General features: G+C 57.2%; 16 protein-coding genes. 7 read left to right on the top strand and 9 right to left on the bottom strand.

What is annotated here, in order from left to right; genetic code table 11:
- Positions 1–45: 45 nt before the first annotated feature.
- Both ABR39_RS22045 and ABR39_RS22040 read right to left on the bottom strand, forming a co-directional pair.
- A complete protein-coding gene (locus ABR39_RS22045; RefSeq protein WP_047348736.1) occupies positions 46–1,242 on the bottom strand; it encodes a sensor histidine kinase in 1,197 nt (398 codons plus the stop codon).
- Positions 1,239–1,934, bottom strand: a complete 696-nt coding sequence (locus ABR39_RS22040) for a response regulator (protein ID WP_047348735.1) — start codon at positions 1,932–1,934, stop codon at positions 1,239–1,241. The genes ABR39_RS22045 and ABR39_RS22040 overlap by 4 nt, the downstream gene beginning before the upstream one ends.
- A gap of 124 nt (positions 1,935–2,058) precedes the next feature.
- Here ABR39_RS22040 and ABR39_RS22035 point away from each other — a divergent pair, with 124 nt between their 5' ends.
- Positions 2,059–2,844, top strand: coding sequence for a MipA/OmpV family protein (locus ABR39_RS22035; protein ID WP_047348734.1), 786 nt, complete (start codon positions 2,059–2,061; stop codon positions 2,842–2,844).
- Between the two features lie 11 nt (positions 2,845–2,855).
- Here ABR39_RS22035 and ABR39_RS22030 read toward each other — a convergent pair whose 3' ends face one another.
- On the bottom strand, positions 2,856–3,125 hold the full coding sequence (locus ABR39_RS22030) for a hypothetical protein (protein ID WP_047348733.1): 270 nt from the start codon (positions 3,123–3,125) through the stop codon (positions 2,856–2,858).
- A 53-nt stretch (positions 3,126–3,178) separates the two neighbouring features.
- On the bottom strand, positions 3,179–3,526 hold the full coding sequence (gene yajD, locus ABR39_RS22025) for an HNH nuclease YajD (RefSeq protein ID WP_006808895.1): 348 nt from the start codon (positions 3,524–3,526) through the stop codon (positions 3,179–3,181).
- Between the two features lie 178 nt (positions 3,527–3,704).
- On the opposite strand from yajD, the gene ABR39_RS22020 reads away from it, so the two are divergent.
- Positions 3,705–4,730 (top strand): LLM class flavin-dependent oxidoreductase, encoded by a 1,026-nt coding sequence (locus tag ABR39_RS22020; protein WP_047349067.1) that lies wholly within the window; start codon positions 3,705–3,707, stop codon positions 4,728–4,730.
- A gap of 28 nt (positions 4,731–4,758) precedes the next feature.
- On the top strand, positions 4,759–5,706 hold the full coding sequence (locus ABR39_RS22015; protein ID WP_047348732.1) for a zinc-dependent alcohol dehydrogenase family protein: 948 nt from the start codon (positions 4,759–4,761) through the stop codon (positions 5,704–5,706).
- A gap of 3 nt (positions 5,707–5,709) precedes the next feature.
- Here the strand turns inward: ABR39_RS22015 and ABR39_RS22010 are convergent, their stop codons facing one another.
- The gene (locus ABR39_RS22010; protein WP_047348731.1) at positions 5,710–6,744 is read right to left on the bottom strand and encodes an AI-2E family transporter; all 1,035 of its coding nucleotides are present in this window, start codon (positions 6,742–6,744) and stop codon (positions 5,710–5,712) included.
- A gap of 133 nt (positions 6,745–6,877) precedes the next feature.
- On the opposite strand from ABR39_RS22010, the gene ABR39_RS26420 reads away from it, so the two are divergent.
- The 4 genes from ABR39_RS26420 (at position 6,878) to ABR39_RS21995 (ending at position 10,091) form a co-directional block, all read left to right on the top strand.
- A complete protein-coding gene (locus ABR39_RS26420) occupies positions 6,878–7,048 on the top strand; it encodes a hypothetical protein (protein WP_429052949.1) in 171 nt (56 codons plus the stop codon).
- A gap of 117 nt (positions 7,049–7,165) precedes the next feature.
- Complete coding sequence (gene mdtJ, locus ABR39_RS22005; RefSeq protein WP_047349066.1) at positions 7,166–7,528, top strand: multidrug/spermidine efflux SMR transporter subunit MdtJ; 363 nt, start codon at positions 7,166–7,168, stop codon at positions 7,526–7,528.
- The gene (gene mdtI / locus ABR39_RS22000) at positions 7,515–7,844 is read left to right on the top strand and encodes a multidrug/spermidine efflux SMR transporter subunit MdtI (RefSeq protein WP_047348730.1); all 330 of its coding nucleotides are present in this window, start codon (positions 7,515–7,517) and stop codon (positions 7,842–7,844) included. The genes mdtJ and mdtI overlap by 14 nt, the downstream gene beginning before the upstream one ends.
- A gap of 84 nt (positions 7,845–7,928) precedes the next feature.
- Positions 7,929–10,091, top strand: a complete 2,163-nt coding sequence (locus ABR39_RS21995; RefSeq protein WP_047348729.1) for a bifunctional diguanylate cyclase/phosphodiesterase — start codon at positions 7,929–7,931, stop codon at positions 10,089–10,091.
- 1 nt (position 10,092) lies between these two features.
- Here the strand turns inward: ABR39_RS21995 and ABR39_RS21990 are convergent, their stop codons facing one another.
- From ABR39_RS21990 to puuE, 4 genes are all read right to left on the bottom strand, one after another.
- Positions 10,093–10,914, bottom strand: coding sequence for a trypsin-like serine peptidase (locus tag ABR39_RS21990; RefSeq protein ID WP_047348728.1), 822 nt, complete (start codon positions 10,912–10,914; stop codon positions 10,093–10,095).
- Between the two features lie 279 nt (positions 10,915–11,193).
- The gene (gene asr / locus ABR39_RS21985; protein ID WP_047348727.1) at positions 11,194–11,607 is read right to left on the bottom strand and encodes an acid resistance repetitive basic protein Asr; all 414 of its coding nucleotides are present in this window, start codon (positions 11,605–11,607) and stop codon (positions 11,194–11,196) included.
- A gap of 228 nt (positions 11,608–11,835) precedes the next feature.
- On the bottom strand, positions 11,836–13,323 hold the full coding sequence (locus tag ABR39_RS21980; protein WP_047348726.1) for a carboxypeptidase M32: 1,488 nt from the start codon (positions 13,321–13,323) through the stop codon (positions 11,836–11,838).
- Between the two features lie 150 nt (positions 13,324–13,473).
- Entirely contained in the window at positions 13,474–14,745 is a 1,272-nt protein-coding gene (gene puuE, locus ABR39_RS21975) for a 4-aminobutyrate transaminase (protein ID WP_047348725.1), read from the bottom strand.
- Between the last annotated feature and the right edge of the window lie 4 nt (positions 14,746–14,749).

The raw sequence follows: 14,749 nt of genomic DNA, 5'->3' as shown, positions 1-14,749 counted from the left end.
ATGCGCGCTACGTCGAGAAAGATTCGATGTTGTGTCAAGGCTTTATCAAGAGTGGAGATTTTTATTATCGAACGGATGCCAGGGCAATACAATGCGCACCGCAAGGCCGCCTGTTTCCGGTAATGACGCGCTAATTTCTCCCCCATGCGCCTGACAAATCGCCCGGGCGATGGACAAACCGAGGCCGCTGCCGCCGGAATGCCGCGCGCGGGACTGCTCTTCGCGGCTAAAGCGTTTAAACATTTCCGGCAAGAACTGGGGCGAGACGCCCGGTCCGTCATCGGTAAATTCGAGGGTGTAATGCCCGCGGGTGTAGTGCAGCGTCACCTCAAGGTGGCCGCCTTCGCGTCCGTAACGAAGCGCATTTTCCATAAGGATGGTAACGACCTGTCCCATGCGGAACGCATCGCCCCGGAAAGGGCAGGTGCGCGGGTTACGCAGCGTTATGCTGAATTGATGCGCATCGGCCTGGGGCACGATCCAGGCTGCCCGCTCCTGAATCAGCTCATCCAGATAGAACGGCTGGTCCTCCAGCACCAGGTTACCCGCGTCGGCCAGAGAGAGAAGGTGGAGCTCATCGGTGAGGCGGTTGAGGTGCTGGAGCTGCTTCATCACCATTTCCAGCTGCGCGGGGCTGGCATCAAACACGCCGTCTAACATGCCCTGCAGACGCCCGATGGCGGCCGTCAGAGGCGAGCGCAGCTCGTGCGCCATCGCCACGTGTGAGGCGCGGAGCTCTTTCTCATAGCGGGCCAGTTGCCCCGTCATGGAGTTAAAGTCCGCCGCGAAGCTGACCATTTCCGCCGGTGCATCTTTGATGAGCTCTGCCTGACGGCCAAATTGACCTTCGGCGACATCCTTTGCCGCGTCGCGAAGACGGCTGAACTGCAGCGCCAGCGGCCGGGCGTGTTTTAGCCCCATCACCACAATAAACGGGATCATCACCAGCACCAGCAGCGCCACCGTGACCCAGTCCGCCGACGCGATGGACGGCGTGGAGTAGCTCAGGCCCCACCAGGTGTCCACAATCGTGTGGAAGCGGGCCGGGTTGGCCTGCGGGTTCTGGCTGAGGGTAAGAAATTCGTGTCGGACCGCCGCCGGCATCCGGCCCATGATCCAGTAGTTCTGGACCGCATAGCGCAGCCACATGCAGGTCGCAATGACAATCACGCTGCCGATGGCCAGCGCTAAGATGCGCGCGCAAATCCAGCGCCACAGAGAGGAGTGCCGGCGTTTTATCATGGCTGTCTGAACCTGTAACCCACGCCGCGAACGTTGATCAGCACGCCGGAAATACCGACGGCCTCCAGTTTTTTACGCAGGTTATAAATATGGGTGTCGACTACGCGCTCCAGCGCCTCGCTTTCCGGCAGGCAGTGCTCCAGTAGATACTGGCGTGAAAACGGGTGCGCAGGCGAGCGCAGCAGCGTTGCCAGCAGAGAGAATTCCGTTGGCGTAAGATCGAGCATCACAGGCGCGCCGTCGCCGTTATCCACGCTCGCCACAATGGCGGCGACATCCACCGCCAGCGTTTGCCAGCGAAGTATCTTTTCCTCTGTCTCTTTTTTACTGCTGCGCCGCAGCACCGCCTGCACCCGCGCCACCACTTCGCCCGGATGATAAGGTTTAACAACGTAATCATCGGCGCCGTAGCGCAGGGCGCCAATGCGATCGGGGGTATCCCCCATGGCCGTAACCATGATTACCGGCACGTCGCTTTTACGGCGCAGGCCCGCCAGCACCTCGGTGCCGTTGAGCCCCGGCAGCATCACATCCAGCAGGATGAGGTCGGGTTTCCACCGCTGCGCCATATCCAGCCCGGAAAGACCGTCTCCGGTAATGGCCACGTCGTAATTTTCACGCCGTAAATAGGCCTCGAGCACGCCAGCCGCGTCGGCGTCATCTTCAATAATCAGCACTCTTCTGGACAACATCCGTTCACCTTGACCGTTTCTTAACACTATCCCGACGATTCATTGATTCTGGCAAATCATACTGCACCAACATTGTGTGGCTGTTCCTTTCTCAGGAGATGCCAGCGTCTGTATGGAGAGCAGTATGATAGCGATAAAAAAAGTCCTGTATATGTCCGTCCCGCTTCTGATGGTCGCGGCACCCGGCGCGCAGGCGGATGATGACACCGCGTCCGACTCCTTAACCGTCGGGCTGGGGGGACAGTATGCCCCGCGTTACTCAGGCTCAGACAAGCAGGTGTGGCAGGTGGTTCCTGTGCTGCAGGGACGCAAAGGCGCTTTCTTTATTGATGCGCAAAAAGGAGTGGGATATGACCTGCAAAACGACAGCGGTTGGTATTTTGAACAGTCGCTGGGCTATGACTTCGGAAGGGCAGATAAAAACTCCGGCTGGCGTGAGGGGGCAAACAACCTGAAAGGGATGGGGGACATTGACGCCACCCTGAATACCGGCCTTGCCGTTGGCTGGCAGGCCGCGCCCTGGGTGAGCGTTGAGGGCAGAGCCACGCTGCCGTTAACGGACAGCCAGGGGGGAAGCTATCAGGCCTCCGTGACGCTGATCCCGGTACAAAATAGCCAGGACACGATCGCCTTTCAGTCTGCGGCCCTGTTTGGTGACAGCCGTTATCTGAATACTTGGTATGGGGTGAGCGAGCAGCAGAGCCGCCGCACCGGCTATCGCCGCTATGCTGCGTCGGGTGGATTTTATGGCGTCGACACCAGTCTGACCTGGAGCCATCAGTTCGATGCTCACTGGGGAACTGTTCTGAGCGCGGACTATACCTGGCTTGGCGACCATGCGAATGACAGCCCGATCGTGATGCGGCGCAATGAGGGGTCTGCAACCGCCGCAATCACCTGGACATTTTAACCAGTAAAGGGTCAGGCAAAGAGTCCCTTAATAAACATCCAGAAAAGAGAGAGCAGGCAGAGGATTTGTACCGTTCGCAATGACCACAGCTGAAAACGCCATTGATAACGCTCCCGGGCATCGGCTTCTGCGATCGGGCCCGTGGCGTCCGCGGCGTTTTTCCTTATGCGGCGCAGAAAATCATGGCACAGCCAGACCAGGAGTATGAGGCTAATCATTCTCGTGAAAAGTAAACCGTAGGCGGTATAAAAGGTATCCCAGTAGCAGCGGAGGGTATCCATGGCTTATATCCTTTTCCTGAGCCGCCCATACGGCAGGTATGGGCGGTGAGCAATTATTTCTTCTTATTCATCATCGCTTTTAAATCAGCAAAGGGATTAAACGTGGCGACGCCCACGTCTTTTTGCGCGTCTTCCCCGGCAACCACGGTGGTACCGTACTGATCCGCTTCGGTGTATTTCGAATGCTCGTGATCGTGGCAAAACAGGCACAGCAGCTCCCAGTTGCTGCCATCTTCCGGGTTGTTGGTATGGTCGTGATCGATATGGTGAACCGTGAGTTCACGCAGATTGGAATAGACAAACTCGCGCGAGCAGCGTCCACACACCCATGGATAGATTTTTAATGCTTTTTCGCGATAGCCGCTTTCCAGCCGCGCGTAGTTTTTGGGGATCAAAGCCATTGCCGGTTTTACCTGCCATAAAAAGAGTGGGGAATATTATATCCCATTATGAATGGTAATGACGAACCCCTCCATTCAATCAATTTATTTGAATCATTCCGTTAAATAAACGGCATTTATTCTCCGCAGGTAATGCGTAAAGTAAGTAGTACGCAAAGTATTATCGGGACATATGGTTATGAAAAAGATCGGGTTTTTATCTTTTGGTCACTGGACGCCCTCGCCGCAGTCCGGCACGCGCTCGGCGGCCGACACGCTGCTGCAGTCCATCGATTTAGCCGTGGCGGCTGAAGAGCTGGGGGCAGACGGTGCGTATTTCCGCGTGCACCACTTCGCCCGACAGCTTAGCTCGCCGTTCCCTCTGCTGGCCGCCATTGGCGCAAAAACGAAAACCATCGAAATCGGTACGGGCGTGATTGATATGCGCTATGAAAATCCGATGTACATGGCCGAGGATGCGGGCGCGGCGGATCTGATTTCCGGCGGGCGTTTGCAGCTTGGCATCAGCCGGGGCTCTCCGGAGCAGGTTATTGATGGCTGGCGTCATTTCGGCTATGTCCCGCAGGAAGGGGAAAACGAGTCGGATATGGCGCGCCGTCATACCGAGGTGCTGCTTGAGGTGCTGCGCGGTGAAGGGTTTGCCAAACCGAACCCGCAGCCGATGTTTCCGAATCCGCCGGGGCTGCTGCGCCTGGAGCCTTATTCAGAAGGGCTGCGCGAGCGCATCTGGTGGGGTGCCGGTTCAAACGCGACGGCCGTGTGGGCGGCAAAACTGGGAATGAACCTGCAAAGCTCAACGCTGAAAGACGATGAAACCGGCGAGCCGTTCCATATTCAGCAGGCAAAACAGATCCGCGCGTACCGTCAGGCCTGGAAAGACGCGGGGCACGCGCGCGAGCCGCGGGTGTCGGTTAGCCGCAGCATTTTTGCGCTGATGGACGACCGCGACCGGATGTACTTCGGTGCCAGCCGCAACGACAGCGATAGCGTGGGTTACCTGGATGAGAAAACGCGCGCTATCTTCGGGCGCAGCTATGCGGCGGAGCCGGACAAGCTTGTTGAGCAGTTGAAAAAGGACGAAGCGATTGCCGAGGCTGATACGCTCTTGCTGACCGTGCCGAACCAGCTGGGTGTGGATTATAATGCGCACGTGATTGAGTCCATTCTCAAGCATGTCGCACCGGCAATGGGCTGGCGCGAGTAGTCGTTTCGCTATCAGCCGTGAGATCGTTATGGAAAACCTGGCCCTCTGGTATCGCCGCTTTGGCGAGCCAGAATCTGTTCTGCAACCTGAAACCGCGCCTCCGGGCGCGCTTGCGCCGGGTCATCTCCGCGTGCGGATGCTGTTTTCTCCGGTAAACGCGTCCGATCTTATCCCCATCACTGGGGCCTATCGCCACCGAACCCCGCTACCCGCGGTCGCGGGGTATGAAGGTGTCGGCGTTGTCATCCAGGCACCCGCGCCGTTTGATTATCTGCTGGGTAAACGCGTTCTGCCGCTGCGCGGACAAGGCACCTGGCAGCGCTATGTTGACTGCCCGGCAGAGTATGCCATTCCTGTTCCGGACGCTATCGACGCACGTCTGGCCGCGCGGGCCTATATCAATCCGCTGGCGGCGCAGATGATGCTCACCCGCTACCCGCCTCGGGGAAAGCGGGTTCTGCTCACGGCTGCCGGTTCTGACTGCGCCATCCTGCTGGGGCAGTGGGCGCGTCAGGCGGGGGCGGAAGCGGTGTACGGAATTCACCGCTCCGCCGTTCATGCGCAAAGGCTGGAGGCGATGAGTATAATTCCTGTCGCGCAGCGTGACGCGCAGAGGATAGGCTCCGTCGCCGCGCGTAGCGACCTCGTCTACGATGCCACCGGCGGGCCGCTTGCAGAAGCTATCCTCAGCGTGATGCCCGAGCAGGGTATGTTTGTCTGCTACGGGCTGCTGAGTGGTCAACCCTTCAGACAGCAACGACCCGTGCCGCGGGTGGCGTGGTTCCATATCCGTAACGGTCTGGATGCGCTCAGCGCCGAGGCGTGGCGCGCGGAGTTCGATCGCATCTGGCTTCGCTTGCCCGCCAGCCAGTACAGCGATGTTACGGTGTACCCACTGGCGGAATGGCAGAGAGCGATCGGTGCCTGGCGCGAAGGCGGAAGGACCTGCAAGCCCCTCCTGTCGATGGCGGACTGACCGCTATTGATGGCTCATATCGCTCAGCAGCACGGCGATACTTTGCCCGCCCGCCGTCTGTTCCAGGGCAATCTTGACGATGATGGTCAGCGGAACGGAGAGCAGCATCCCTACGGGGCCGAGCAGCCAGCCCCAGAATATCAGGGACAAAAAGACCACCAGCGTGGAGAGTCCCAGCCCCCGGCCCATCATCCGTGGCTCAAGAATGTTACCGAACACCAGATTGATGACCAGATAGCCTGCCAGCAGAATCAGCGCGTCATAAAGCCCGCTGAAAACCAGCACCTGAAGGATAGGGGGGATCGCCGCCAGCACGGAACCGATGTTGGGAATATAGTTAAGCGCAAACGCCAGCAATCCCCAGACGAACGCAAAGCGAACGTCCAGCGCCAGAAGCATCACCCAGACGACCCCGCCCGTGACCAGACTAATGGCCGTTTTTAGCACCAGATAGCGGGAGACGCTGTCCAGGGCGCGCTGAATCGCCCCCATCCCTTCAGCCGGACGGACCATGATCTGCTGCAGCTTTGCCGGCAGCTGAGGCACCTCGAGCAGCATGAACACCACCGTTAAAAACAGCAGAAAAATAGACGTCATGGCATTGGAAAGCTGCGCCAGCAGGCTGGTGACGATCGTCATGGCCGCATTCGGATCGATATATTTCAGAAGCTCCTCAACCGAGACTTCGATACCCGCGCGCTGCAGCCAGGGTTCAAGCTGCAGGAGCGGTATCGCCAGCGAAGAGCGGTATTTCGGCAGAGTGCGCGCCAGCTCGTTTAGCGAAGTTCCCAGATACGCCACCAGCAAGACCATCGCCACAATAATGATGCTGATGAGCAGCGTGATCGCCAGCACGCGCGGAATGCGCAGGCGCGTCATGCGCTGTACCAGCGGATTCAGGATCACCGCAATAAACAGCGCCAGAATAAAGGGCACAATAATGTCGGCGGCAAAGCGAACGCCTGTCAGTATAATCACCAGCATGCCCAGCATGATGACAATTTTTAACCCGTTCAGGGTAATGATGGGTTTAGCCATGGTGACTCCGAAATTTTCTTTATATTTATAATAAAGGCGAAAGGCGCTGCAATAAACTAACCAAAATCAAACGAGGTGGGTAAAGAATTGCAAAGACTTTGAGTAAAATCCTGGCTTATGGTACAAATCTGGTGTGTTTAACTACCGAGGACAATTTTCATCCGCAAAGACGAGAAGCAACAACGCGGATAATTGTAATTTTATGGACAATCTGTTCAGGACGTACGCTTCAAACAACACCGCTGTATTTTCCACCTCCTTCTTCCTGCTTTCTGGTGAGCAACACTGGCGCACCGCACTATAGTCATATCTTCTGCCTGAGCTGGCGCTAAGCGCTTAGCTATCTGATTTCAATTCGTATTTTTTGGTTTGCTGCTCGCAGCGGGCCACGATGGATTATATTCTCAAGCAGGAGAAAATCATGTTTTACTGGATTTTATTAGCCCTGGCGATTATCGCTGAAATTACCGGCACGCTGTCGATGAAATGGGCCAGCGTCAGCGATGGCAACACCGGTTTTATTTTAATGCTGGTGATGATTTCACTTTCCTATATTTTCCTCTCGTTTGCGGTGAAGAAAATTGCGCTGGGCGTTGCGTATGCCCTGTGGGAAGGGATCGGTATTTTGTTGATTACGCTGTTCAGCGTGCTGATATTTGACGAAACATTAACAACGATGAAGATCGCTGGCTTAACGACGCTGGTGGCGGGTATTGTGCTGATTAAATCGGGTACCCGTAAACCGACTAAACAGCTGAAGGAGCAGAACCATGCAACAGTTTGAGTGGGTTCATGCGGCCTGGCTGGGGCTTGCCATCGTGCTGGAAATCCTGGCGAACGTCCTGCTGAAATTCTCCGATGGTTTTCGCCGTAAAATATACGGCCTGCTGTCGATTGCCGCGGTTCTGGGGGCGTTCAGCGCCCTGTCCCAGGCGGTAAAAGGGATCGACCTGTCGGTGGCCTACGCGCTATGGGGCGGTTTTGGTATCGCCGCCACGCTAGCCGCAGGCTGGGTACTCTTCGGTCAGCGTTTAAATAACAAGGGCTGGATCGGCCTCATACTGCTGCTTGCCGGCATGATCATGATAAAACTCGCCTGACAGACCTCTCGCCGTCATTTACAGGCAGCGAAATTCGCTGCCTGTATTACGCTTAGAAAAGCAAAACAGTGAAGAGGATGGCTGATGTATCGCACATTAAGCTGGCGCAATATTCCCAATGCGAGAACGTTGTTTGCCATGGTCTTCATGGCGGGGATCGGCTTAATTATTTCCATCGTCGCACTGCTTTATCTCTCTCTGCATCTTATCAGCACCAAAACCAACGAAATTGATGAACACCGCTCGGCGCTTTCCGTACAGGGGGCCATTCAAACCTCGGTTAACCGCGTCTCCTCTCTGGTGCTTGATAACGCCGTCTGGGACGATGCGGTGCGGGAAGCCTACCGACCCGCGCTGGATACCGACTGGTTGTATAACACCTGGGGTGCCGGCTTTAAAATCAACAATCTCTATGACGGGACCTTTGTGCTTGATGAACATTTCAGGGTCATTTGGGGATCGTTTCAAAGCCAACGCTTCTACGAGAAAAACCTCGACTTCTTTGGCAAGGGTCTCGAAGCGCTTATTGACCAGCACAGGCGAGCGCTCTCTGGTGAGAAAAATATCTATTCGGGAATCAGTCAGACGCGCCACGGTGTCGCCTTTGTCGGCATAGGGCTGATTCGCCCGATGGTCGGAAGATTACAGGTGACCGACGGAACGCGCCGCTATCTGGTGATTACCCGGCATTTGAACGCCAAAATATTATCCGACCTGGGAGCGACCTTTCAGATCGATAACCTCAGCTATTCCCCAGGCAAAATCAACGATCGCAGCATGCCGCTGCGCAGTGCGGCGGGGGAGTTAGTCGGCTATCTGAACTGGCAGGCGCGGCTTCCGGGCGCGCAGGCCGCCCGGGCTGCCTCCTCTGACATCCGGCAGATTGTGGTGCTGGCGTCGGGGCTGATCCTGCTTTTCATTCTGGTGAGCAGCGTGGGGCTGTACAAGCTTGCGCGCGGAGAAAGCCAGGCGCGTCTGGTCGCCAGAACGGACTGGCTGAGCCATCTGCCGAACCGCCGTGCGCTCATCGAGGCGCTGGACCGGGTGAGTTTACGCGGTGATATCGACGTCAAAAGCGTGGTGTTTATCGATCTGGATGGCTTTAAGGACGTGAATGACATCTACGGCCATAGCGTGGGTGACGATCTCATCGTGGCGATTGCGAAAACGCTGAATGAACGCGTGCCGCCGGGCGGAATGCTGGCGCGAATGGGCGGGGATGAGTTTGCCATGACCATCGGCGGTGACAATGCTGAGGCACAGGCCACCGCGTTTGCCGCATCGGTGCTGGATTATCTCAACACCCCAGTTCAGCTGGGGGAACGCACCATCCATATTGGCGCCAGCATTGGAATCGCCAGCGGTACCCTGATTGAGTGCACCAGCTCCGAGCTGTTTCGCCGCGCCGATATTGCCATGTATCACTCAAAAATGAGCGGGAAAGGGCGTATCACCCACTACGACGCGGAGCTGAACAGCGCCCGTGAGCGCAAGCTGGCGATTGAAAATCAGATCCGCCTCGGCCTGGAGCGCGATGAGTTTGAGGTCTGGTATCAGCCAATTATCGACGCCCGCAGCCAGAAAATGAGCAGCGTCGAAGCGCTGGTACGCTGGCCGCGTCGCCCGGACGGGCCGCTTGGCCCGGATGCCTTTATCGCCATTGCGGAGACCAGCGGTCTGATTTACAAACTGGGCCAGTTTGTTCTGCAGCGGGCCTGTCAGGATCTGCAGCCGTACGGTGACTTAAAGCTCTCCGTCAATATCTCTCCCGCACAGTTTCGCGATCCCGCCTTTGAAGAAAAAGTGGCCAGCGTGCTGGAGACCACCCGTTTCCCGGCTAACCGGCTGCAGCTTGAGGTCACGGAGTCCTATGTGCTGGAAAACCCGGAGCGCGCCCGCATGGCGATAGCCAATCTTAAAGCGTTGGGCACTGCGGTGGCGCTGGATGACTTTGGTACCGGCTATTCAAGCATTGGGTATTTGCGGCGTTTTAACTTCGACACCATCAAGATCGATAAATCGCTGGCCGGGCTGGTGGACAACGACGAGCAGGCGGCCGCGCTGGTGAGCGGCACGGTGCGGATCGCCAATGCGCTGGGCATGGCGGTGGTCGCAGAAGGGGTCGAAACCGAGAAGCAAATGAAGCTGCTGCGGCTGGCTGGCTGCGATCAACTGCAGGGTTTTTGGTTCAGCCAGCCGATGCCGATTGAGTCAATCAGGGCGTTACATCAGGTCAGAAGGTGCTGATTTACTGCTGCGCCAGCGCTTCAAGCTTGTCGCGAAAACCGGTCACGGATAAAGCGCGGTTATCTGCGCGCCATCGGTCTTTCGCCGCCGGGGCAGAGCTCTGAACGCCAATCAGCTGCCAGCCATTATCCGTTTTCAGCATCAGCGGTGAACCACTGTCACCCGGCAGCGTATCGCACTGATGCGAAAGCACGCTGGTTTGTGCCCAGCCCGTCACAATGCAGTCAGTGTGGGTATAAAGCGTATCCAGATGATCGACAGGATAACCCGATTGCGTCACCTTGCGGTCGGCGGCTTTCAGCGCGGCGGTAAGCGCGGCTTTGTCGCCGTCAAATAACGGCAGCGGGGTAATGCCTGAAGGCGGGTAGCGCAAAACGATCAGGCCAAAATCCCATGAGGCGGCCCCCGGCGGCACGATCCAGCCGTCACCGTCCGGTTTTAGGCGTTTGCCAAGAGACGGATCAACCCGGCCTTCAATGCCGTGGATTTCATAGCGCCAGAGGCCTTTTTGCGACACAAAACGCAAGGCAACCGCTTTATCCGGCTTGCCGTTTGGCGGCGTTAACAGACAGTGGCCTGCCGTCAGGGCAAGCTGCGGGGTGATTAACGTTGCAGTACATAAGTTACCGCTGGCGGTTTCCAGTTGGCCTATAGCGTCCCAGGGCGCCTGAGTAGGATCGGTGACGCGCGTGCGATCGTCATGACCGAAAAAAAGCGTCTTTAGCTCTTTCGCGCTAATGGTGTCATCACCGCCATCATCCGCATGTGAAAATCCAGAAAAAAGACCAAACGTTCCCAGTAACAACACAACAGATTTACGCATATCACACTCTGGTGGGGGTAATTATGATTATTAAAAGTGAACCCTATGAAAATACTATAGACGGGACAGCGCGAAAGTGGGAGTAAAATCAGCGTGCTACAATCAGGAAAGATAAAAATGGCTGGCGATGAGCGCGCATAAAATAAGCAGAATCAGAATCAGCTCAAACCGATAGCGTCGCAGCATACGCCCTCCGGATAAAAAAAACGGCGCGGAACCTGTTCCGGTTCAGCGCCGGTTTACCAACGTGCCCCGAAGGGCACGGTTAAGCTTGTACTCTTACGCAGCTGGCTGTGCAGCTGGTTTAGCAGCTTCGTGTTTTACTGCTTTTTTGTGATGCTTTTTAGCAGCCTGCGCTTTCTGTTCTACGGCCGGTTTGGTCGCTTTTTTGTGTTTGTGGTGCTTTTTAGCAGCCTGCGCTTTCTGCTCTACAGCCGGTTTAGCGGCTTTTTTGTGGTGCTTTTTGGCAGCCTGCGCTTTTTGCTCGGTTGGCGCTGCGGCTGCTGGTGCAGCGGCTTCTTTTTTCGCTGCAGCTTTGTGATGTTTCTTATGGTGAACCGCTTTTGCTGGCGCAGCGGTGGTGGTTGCAGCAGGTGCGGCAGCCGGTGCAGCAGTTGCGGTAGTGTCAGCAGCAAATGCAGCAGAAGACAGACCCATAGCAGCGGCAACAACCAGAGCTAATACTTTATTCATTCTCATACCCTCGAATTTGGTTTTTCATTTAACCCCACTGCGGGGCCGTTGAAATAACTATATCCCTGTAAATTCGAGGTTTCCGTGAGTGATTGGTATCGGCGTGTAACCATATGTACATTGCCGGGCTCCTGCACGGACGGCCCCCTCTCCCTTGAGGGAGAGGGCTGGGGTGAGGGGGAACATACGGCTCTTCTACTGGAGGTCCCTCACCCCCGGCCAAACAGATTACAAATAACGGGAGGTCAGATGTTCGCGGAAGTAGCGAATGTTCAGATCTTCACCCGTCGCCTGGGTTATTAACTGCGACGTGGTAAAGCGGCTACCGTGCTGCCAGATGTTCTGACGCAGCCAGTCGAAGAGGGCGGAAAAATCGCCCTCGGCGATGGAGGCCTGAAGCCCCGGCAGCGCGTTGCTGGCGGCGTGGAACAGCTGCGCGGCATACATGGCGCCCAGCGTATAAGACGGGAAGTAACCAAAACCGCCGTCGGTCCAGTGGATATCCTGCATACAGCCGTTGCGGTAGTTGTCTTTGGTGGATAATCCGAGCCACGCCTGCATTTTCTCATCCCACAGGGCGGGGATATCGTCCACCTCAATCTCGCCGTTGATCAGCGCCCGCTCAATCTCATAGCGCAGCACCACGTGTGCCGGATAGCTCACTTCGTCCGCATCGACGCGGATATAGCCCGGCTTCACGCGCTGGTTCCAGGCAATAAAGTTCTCTTCGCTGAACGCCGCCTGGCTGCCAAAGCGGGCGTGCACCGCAGGGAGAAGATGTTTAAGGAAGGCTTCACTGCGTCCCAGCTGCATTTCAAAGAACAGGCTCTGGGATTCGTGGATCGCGGTTGAGCGGGCCAGGGCAATTGGCTGTCCTGCCCACGCGCGCGGCAGGTTTTGTTCGTAGCGCGCGTGTCCGGTTTCGTGGATCACGCCAAACAGCGCGCTGAGCAGCTCATCCTCGTCATAGCGCGTGGTGATGCGCACGTCCTCCGGGACGCCGCCGCAGAACGGGTGCGCACTCACGTCCAGTCGACCGCCGTTAAAATCGAAGCCGAGCATCTTCATGGCTTCCAGGCCCAGCTCGCGCTGCGTCGCGGTCGGGAAGGGGCCCTGCGGCGGAACGAACGACCGCTGAGCCTGTTTTTCCACCACGTTTGCCAGCAGGTCCGGCAGCCAGGATTTCATATCGCCGAACAGAACGTCCAGACGGGCGCTGGTCATGTCGGGCTCAAAAATATCCAGCAGCGCGTCGTACGGCGTACAGCCTTTGGCTTCGGCCCGCAGGCGAGCCTCTTCGCGGCTGAGTTTGACCACCTCTTTCAGGTTGGCGGAAAAACCCCGCCAGTCATTAGCGGGGCGCTGCGTGCGCCAGGCGTGCTCACACCTGCTGCCCGCCAGGGATTTGGCTTCCACCAGCGATTCCGGCAGCAGCGAGGCCTGCTGGTAGTGACGCGTCATTTCGCGCAGGTTGGCCTGTTCGACGTCATTGAGTTCTTCACCTGCCGCCGCAGCCAGCAGGTCGCCCACTTTCTTATCGGTCAGGATCTGGTGCTGCAGGACGCTCATCTCCGCCAGCGCCTCACCGCGCGCGGCGCTGCCGCCTGGCGGCATCATGGTGAACATGTCCCAGCTGGCGATGGAGGAGAGGTGCGAGAAGCGGGAGAGGCGCTGGAAGGTTTTCACAAGTGACTGATAGGCGGATGTTTTTTGCAATTCTTATTTCCTCTTGCCAGGGATGTGTTTCAGGGAGCATACAATGAAACAGACCAAATTCCCCAACATTTCCCACGCGGAGGAAATCTATGTAGACCTCCTCCTTTGAAACCGTCGCCGGCATTCCGGCAGACGGTTTTCGGTGGGCGCTTAGGCCTTATCACGCATAACCTGTTGCAAAATCGCCAGCGCCTGGGTGAACTGGGCATCCGGAATGGTCAGCGGATAAAGGAAGCGGATCACATTGCCGTACTGGCCGCAGATCAACAACAGCAGGCCCTGGGCGAGCGCCTTTTGCTGGATCGCCTGCGCAATGGCGGCCGAAGGTTCGCGGCTCTCGGGATCAAAAAACTCCGCCGCAATCATCGATCCTCTCCCCCTTATCGCCACGAGCGCAGGGAAGGTGCCCTGAATCTCTTCCAGCGTGGCTGTCAGTCGATCCCCCAGATGACAGGCGCGGGCGCACAGTGACTCGTTGTCGATAATATTCAGAACCGCGTGCGCGGCGGCCACCGCCAGCGGGTTACCTGCATAGGTCCCCCCCAGACCGCCGGGAGCCGGCGCGTCCATGATCCCGGCGCGGCCCACCACGCCGGACAGCGGCATTCCGCCTGCCAGGCTTTTCGCCATCGTCATCAGGTCAGGCTTGTCCGCGTAGTGTTCCATGGCAAACAGTTTGCCCGTACGGGCGAAGCCGCTCTGCACTTCGTCGGCAATCATCACGATCCCGTGCTCGTCACAGATGCGGCGGATGGCGGCCACCAGCTCTGGCGGGGCGACGTTGAATCCGCCTTCGCCCTGGATGGGTTCAAAAATAATCGCCGCCACCTGTTTCGCCTCAATATCCGCTTTGAACAGGCGTTCTATCGCCGTGATGGCATCCTGCGTCGTAATGCCGTGCAGCTCGGAAGGATACGGCACGTGATAAACCGACCCCGGGAAGGGGCCAAATCCCAGCTTATAAGGCGCGACCTTGCCGGTTAACGCCATGGTCATATAGGTTCGGCCGTGAAAACCTCCCCCGAAGGCAATCACGCCCGGTCTGCCGGTGTGGGCCCGGGCGATTTTAATGGCATTTTCCACCGCTTCCGCGCCCGTGGTGAAGAACGCCGTTTTGGCCGGGCTCTGCACCGGGGCCAGCTCGTTAAGTTTTTCGGCTAATGAAACGTAGCTTTCATACGGCACAATCTGGTAGGCCGTGTGGGTGAACTGGTGAAGCTGTTTTTCCACTGCGGCCACCAGTTCAGGATGACGATGGCCGGTATTCAGCACCGCGATCCCAGCGGCGAAATCGATATAGTCGTTGCCTTCCACGTCGGTAAGCGTGGCATTCTCCGCCGTGCGGGCAAAGAAATCACACATTACGCCTACGCCGCGCGGGGTGGCAGAAAGTCTGCGCTGATGAAATTCCTGGTTACTCATGTCA

It is taken from the genome of Enterobacter genomosp. O, assembly GCF_001022965.1.
Classification (GTDB): domain Bacteria; phylum Pseudomonadota; class Gammaproteobacteria; order Enterobacterales; family Enterobacteriaceae; genus Enterobacter; species Enterobacter cloacae_L.
This window is presented reverse-complemented; position numbering and strand designations above follow the sequence as displayed.

Excerpts from the sequence above, each read along its gene's own strand:
- ABR39_RS22010 (WP_047348731.1), bottom strand. The coding sequence starts at position 6,744 with ATGGCTAAACCCATCATTACCCTGAACGGGTTAAAAATTGTCATCATG.
- mdtI (WP_047348730.1), top strand. The coding sequence starts at position 7,515 with ATGCAACAGTTTGAGTGGGTTCATGCGGCCTGGCTGGGGCTTGCCATC.
- ABR39_RS22015 (WP_047348732.1), top strand. The coding sequence starts at position 4,759 with ATGGAAAACCTGGCCCTCTGGTATCGCCGCTTTGGCGAGCCAGAATCT.
- puuE (WP_047348725.1), bottom strand. The coding sequence starts at position 14,745 with ATGAGTAACCAGGAATTTCATCAGCGCAGACTTTCTGCCACCCCGCGC.
- ABR39_RS22030 (WP_047348733.1), bottom strand. The coding sequence starts at position 3,125 with ATGGATACCCTCCGCTGCTACTGGGATACCTTTTATACCGCCTACGGT.
- ABR39_RS21995 (WP_047348729.1), top strand. The coding sequence starts at position 7,929 with ATGTATCGCACATTAAGCTGGCGCAATATTCCCAATGCGAGAACGTTG.
- ABR39_RS22040 (WP_047348735.1), bottom strand. The coding sequence starts at position 1,934 with ATGTTGTCCAGAAGAGTGCTGATTATTGAAGATGACGCCGACGCGGCT.
- ABR39_RS21990 (WP_047348728.1), bottom strand. The coding sequence starts at position 10,914 with ATGCGTAAATCTGTTGTGTTGTTACTGGGAACGTTTGGTCTTTTTTCT.
- ABR39_RS22020 (WP_047349067.1), top strand. The coding sequence starts at position 3,705 with ATGAAAAAGATCGGGTTTTTATCTTTTGGTCACTGGACGCCCTCGCCG.
- mdtJ (WP_047349066.1), top strand. The coding sequence starts at position 7,166 with ATGTTTTACTGGATTTTATTAGCCCTGGCGATTATCGCTGAAATTACC.
- ABR39_RS22045 (WP_047348736.1), bottom strand. The coding sequence starts at position 1,242 with ATGATAAAACGCCGGCACTCCTCTCTGTGGCGCTGGATTTGCGCGCGC.
- yajD (WP_006808895.1), bottom strand. The coding sequence starts at position 3,526 with ATGGCTTTGATCCCCAAAAACTACGCGCGGCTGGAAAGCGGCTATCGC.
- asr (WP_047348727.1), bottom strand. The coding sequence starts at position 11,607 with ATGAATAAAGTATTAGCTCTGGTTGTTGCCGCTGCTATGGGTCTGTCT.
- ABR39_RS22035 (WP_047348734.1), top strand. The coding sequence starts at position 2,059 with ATGATAGCGATAAAAAAAGTCCTGTATATGTCCGTCCCGCTTCTGATG.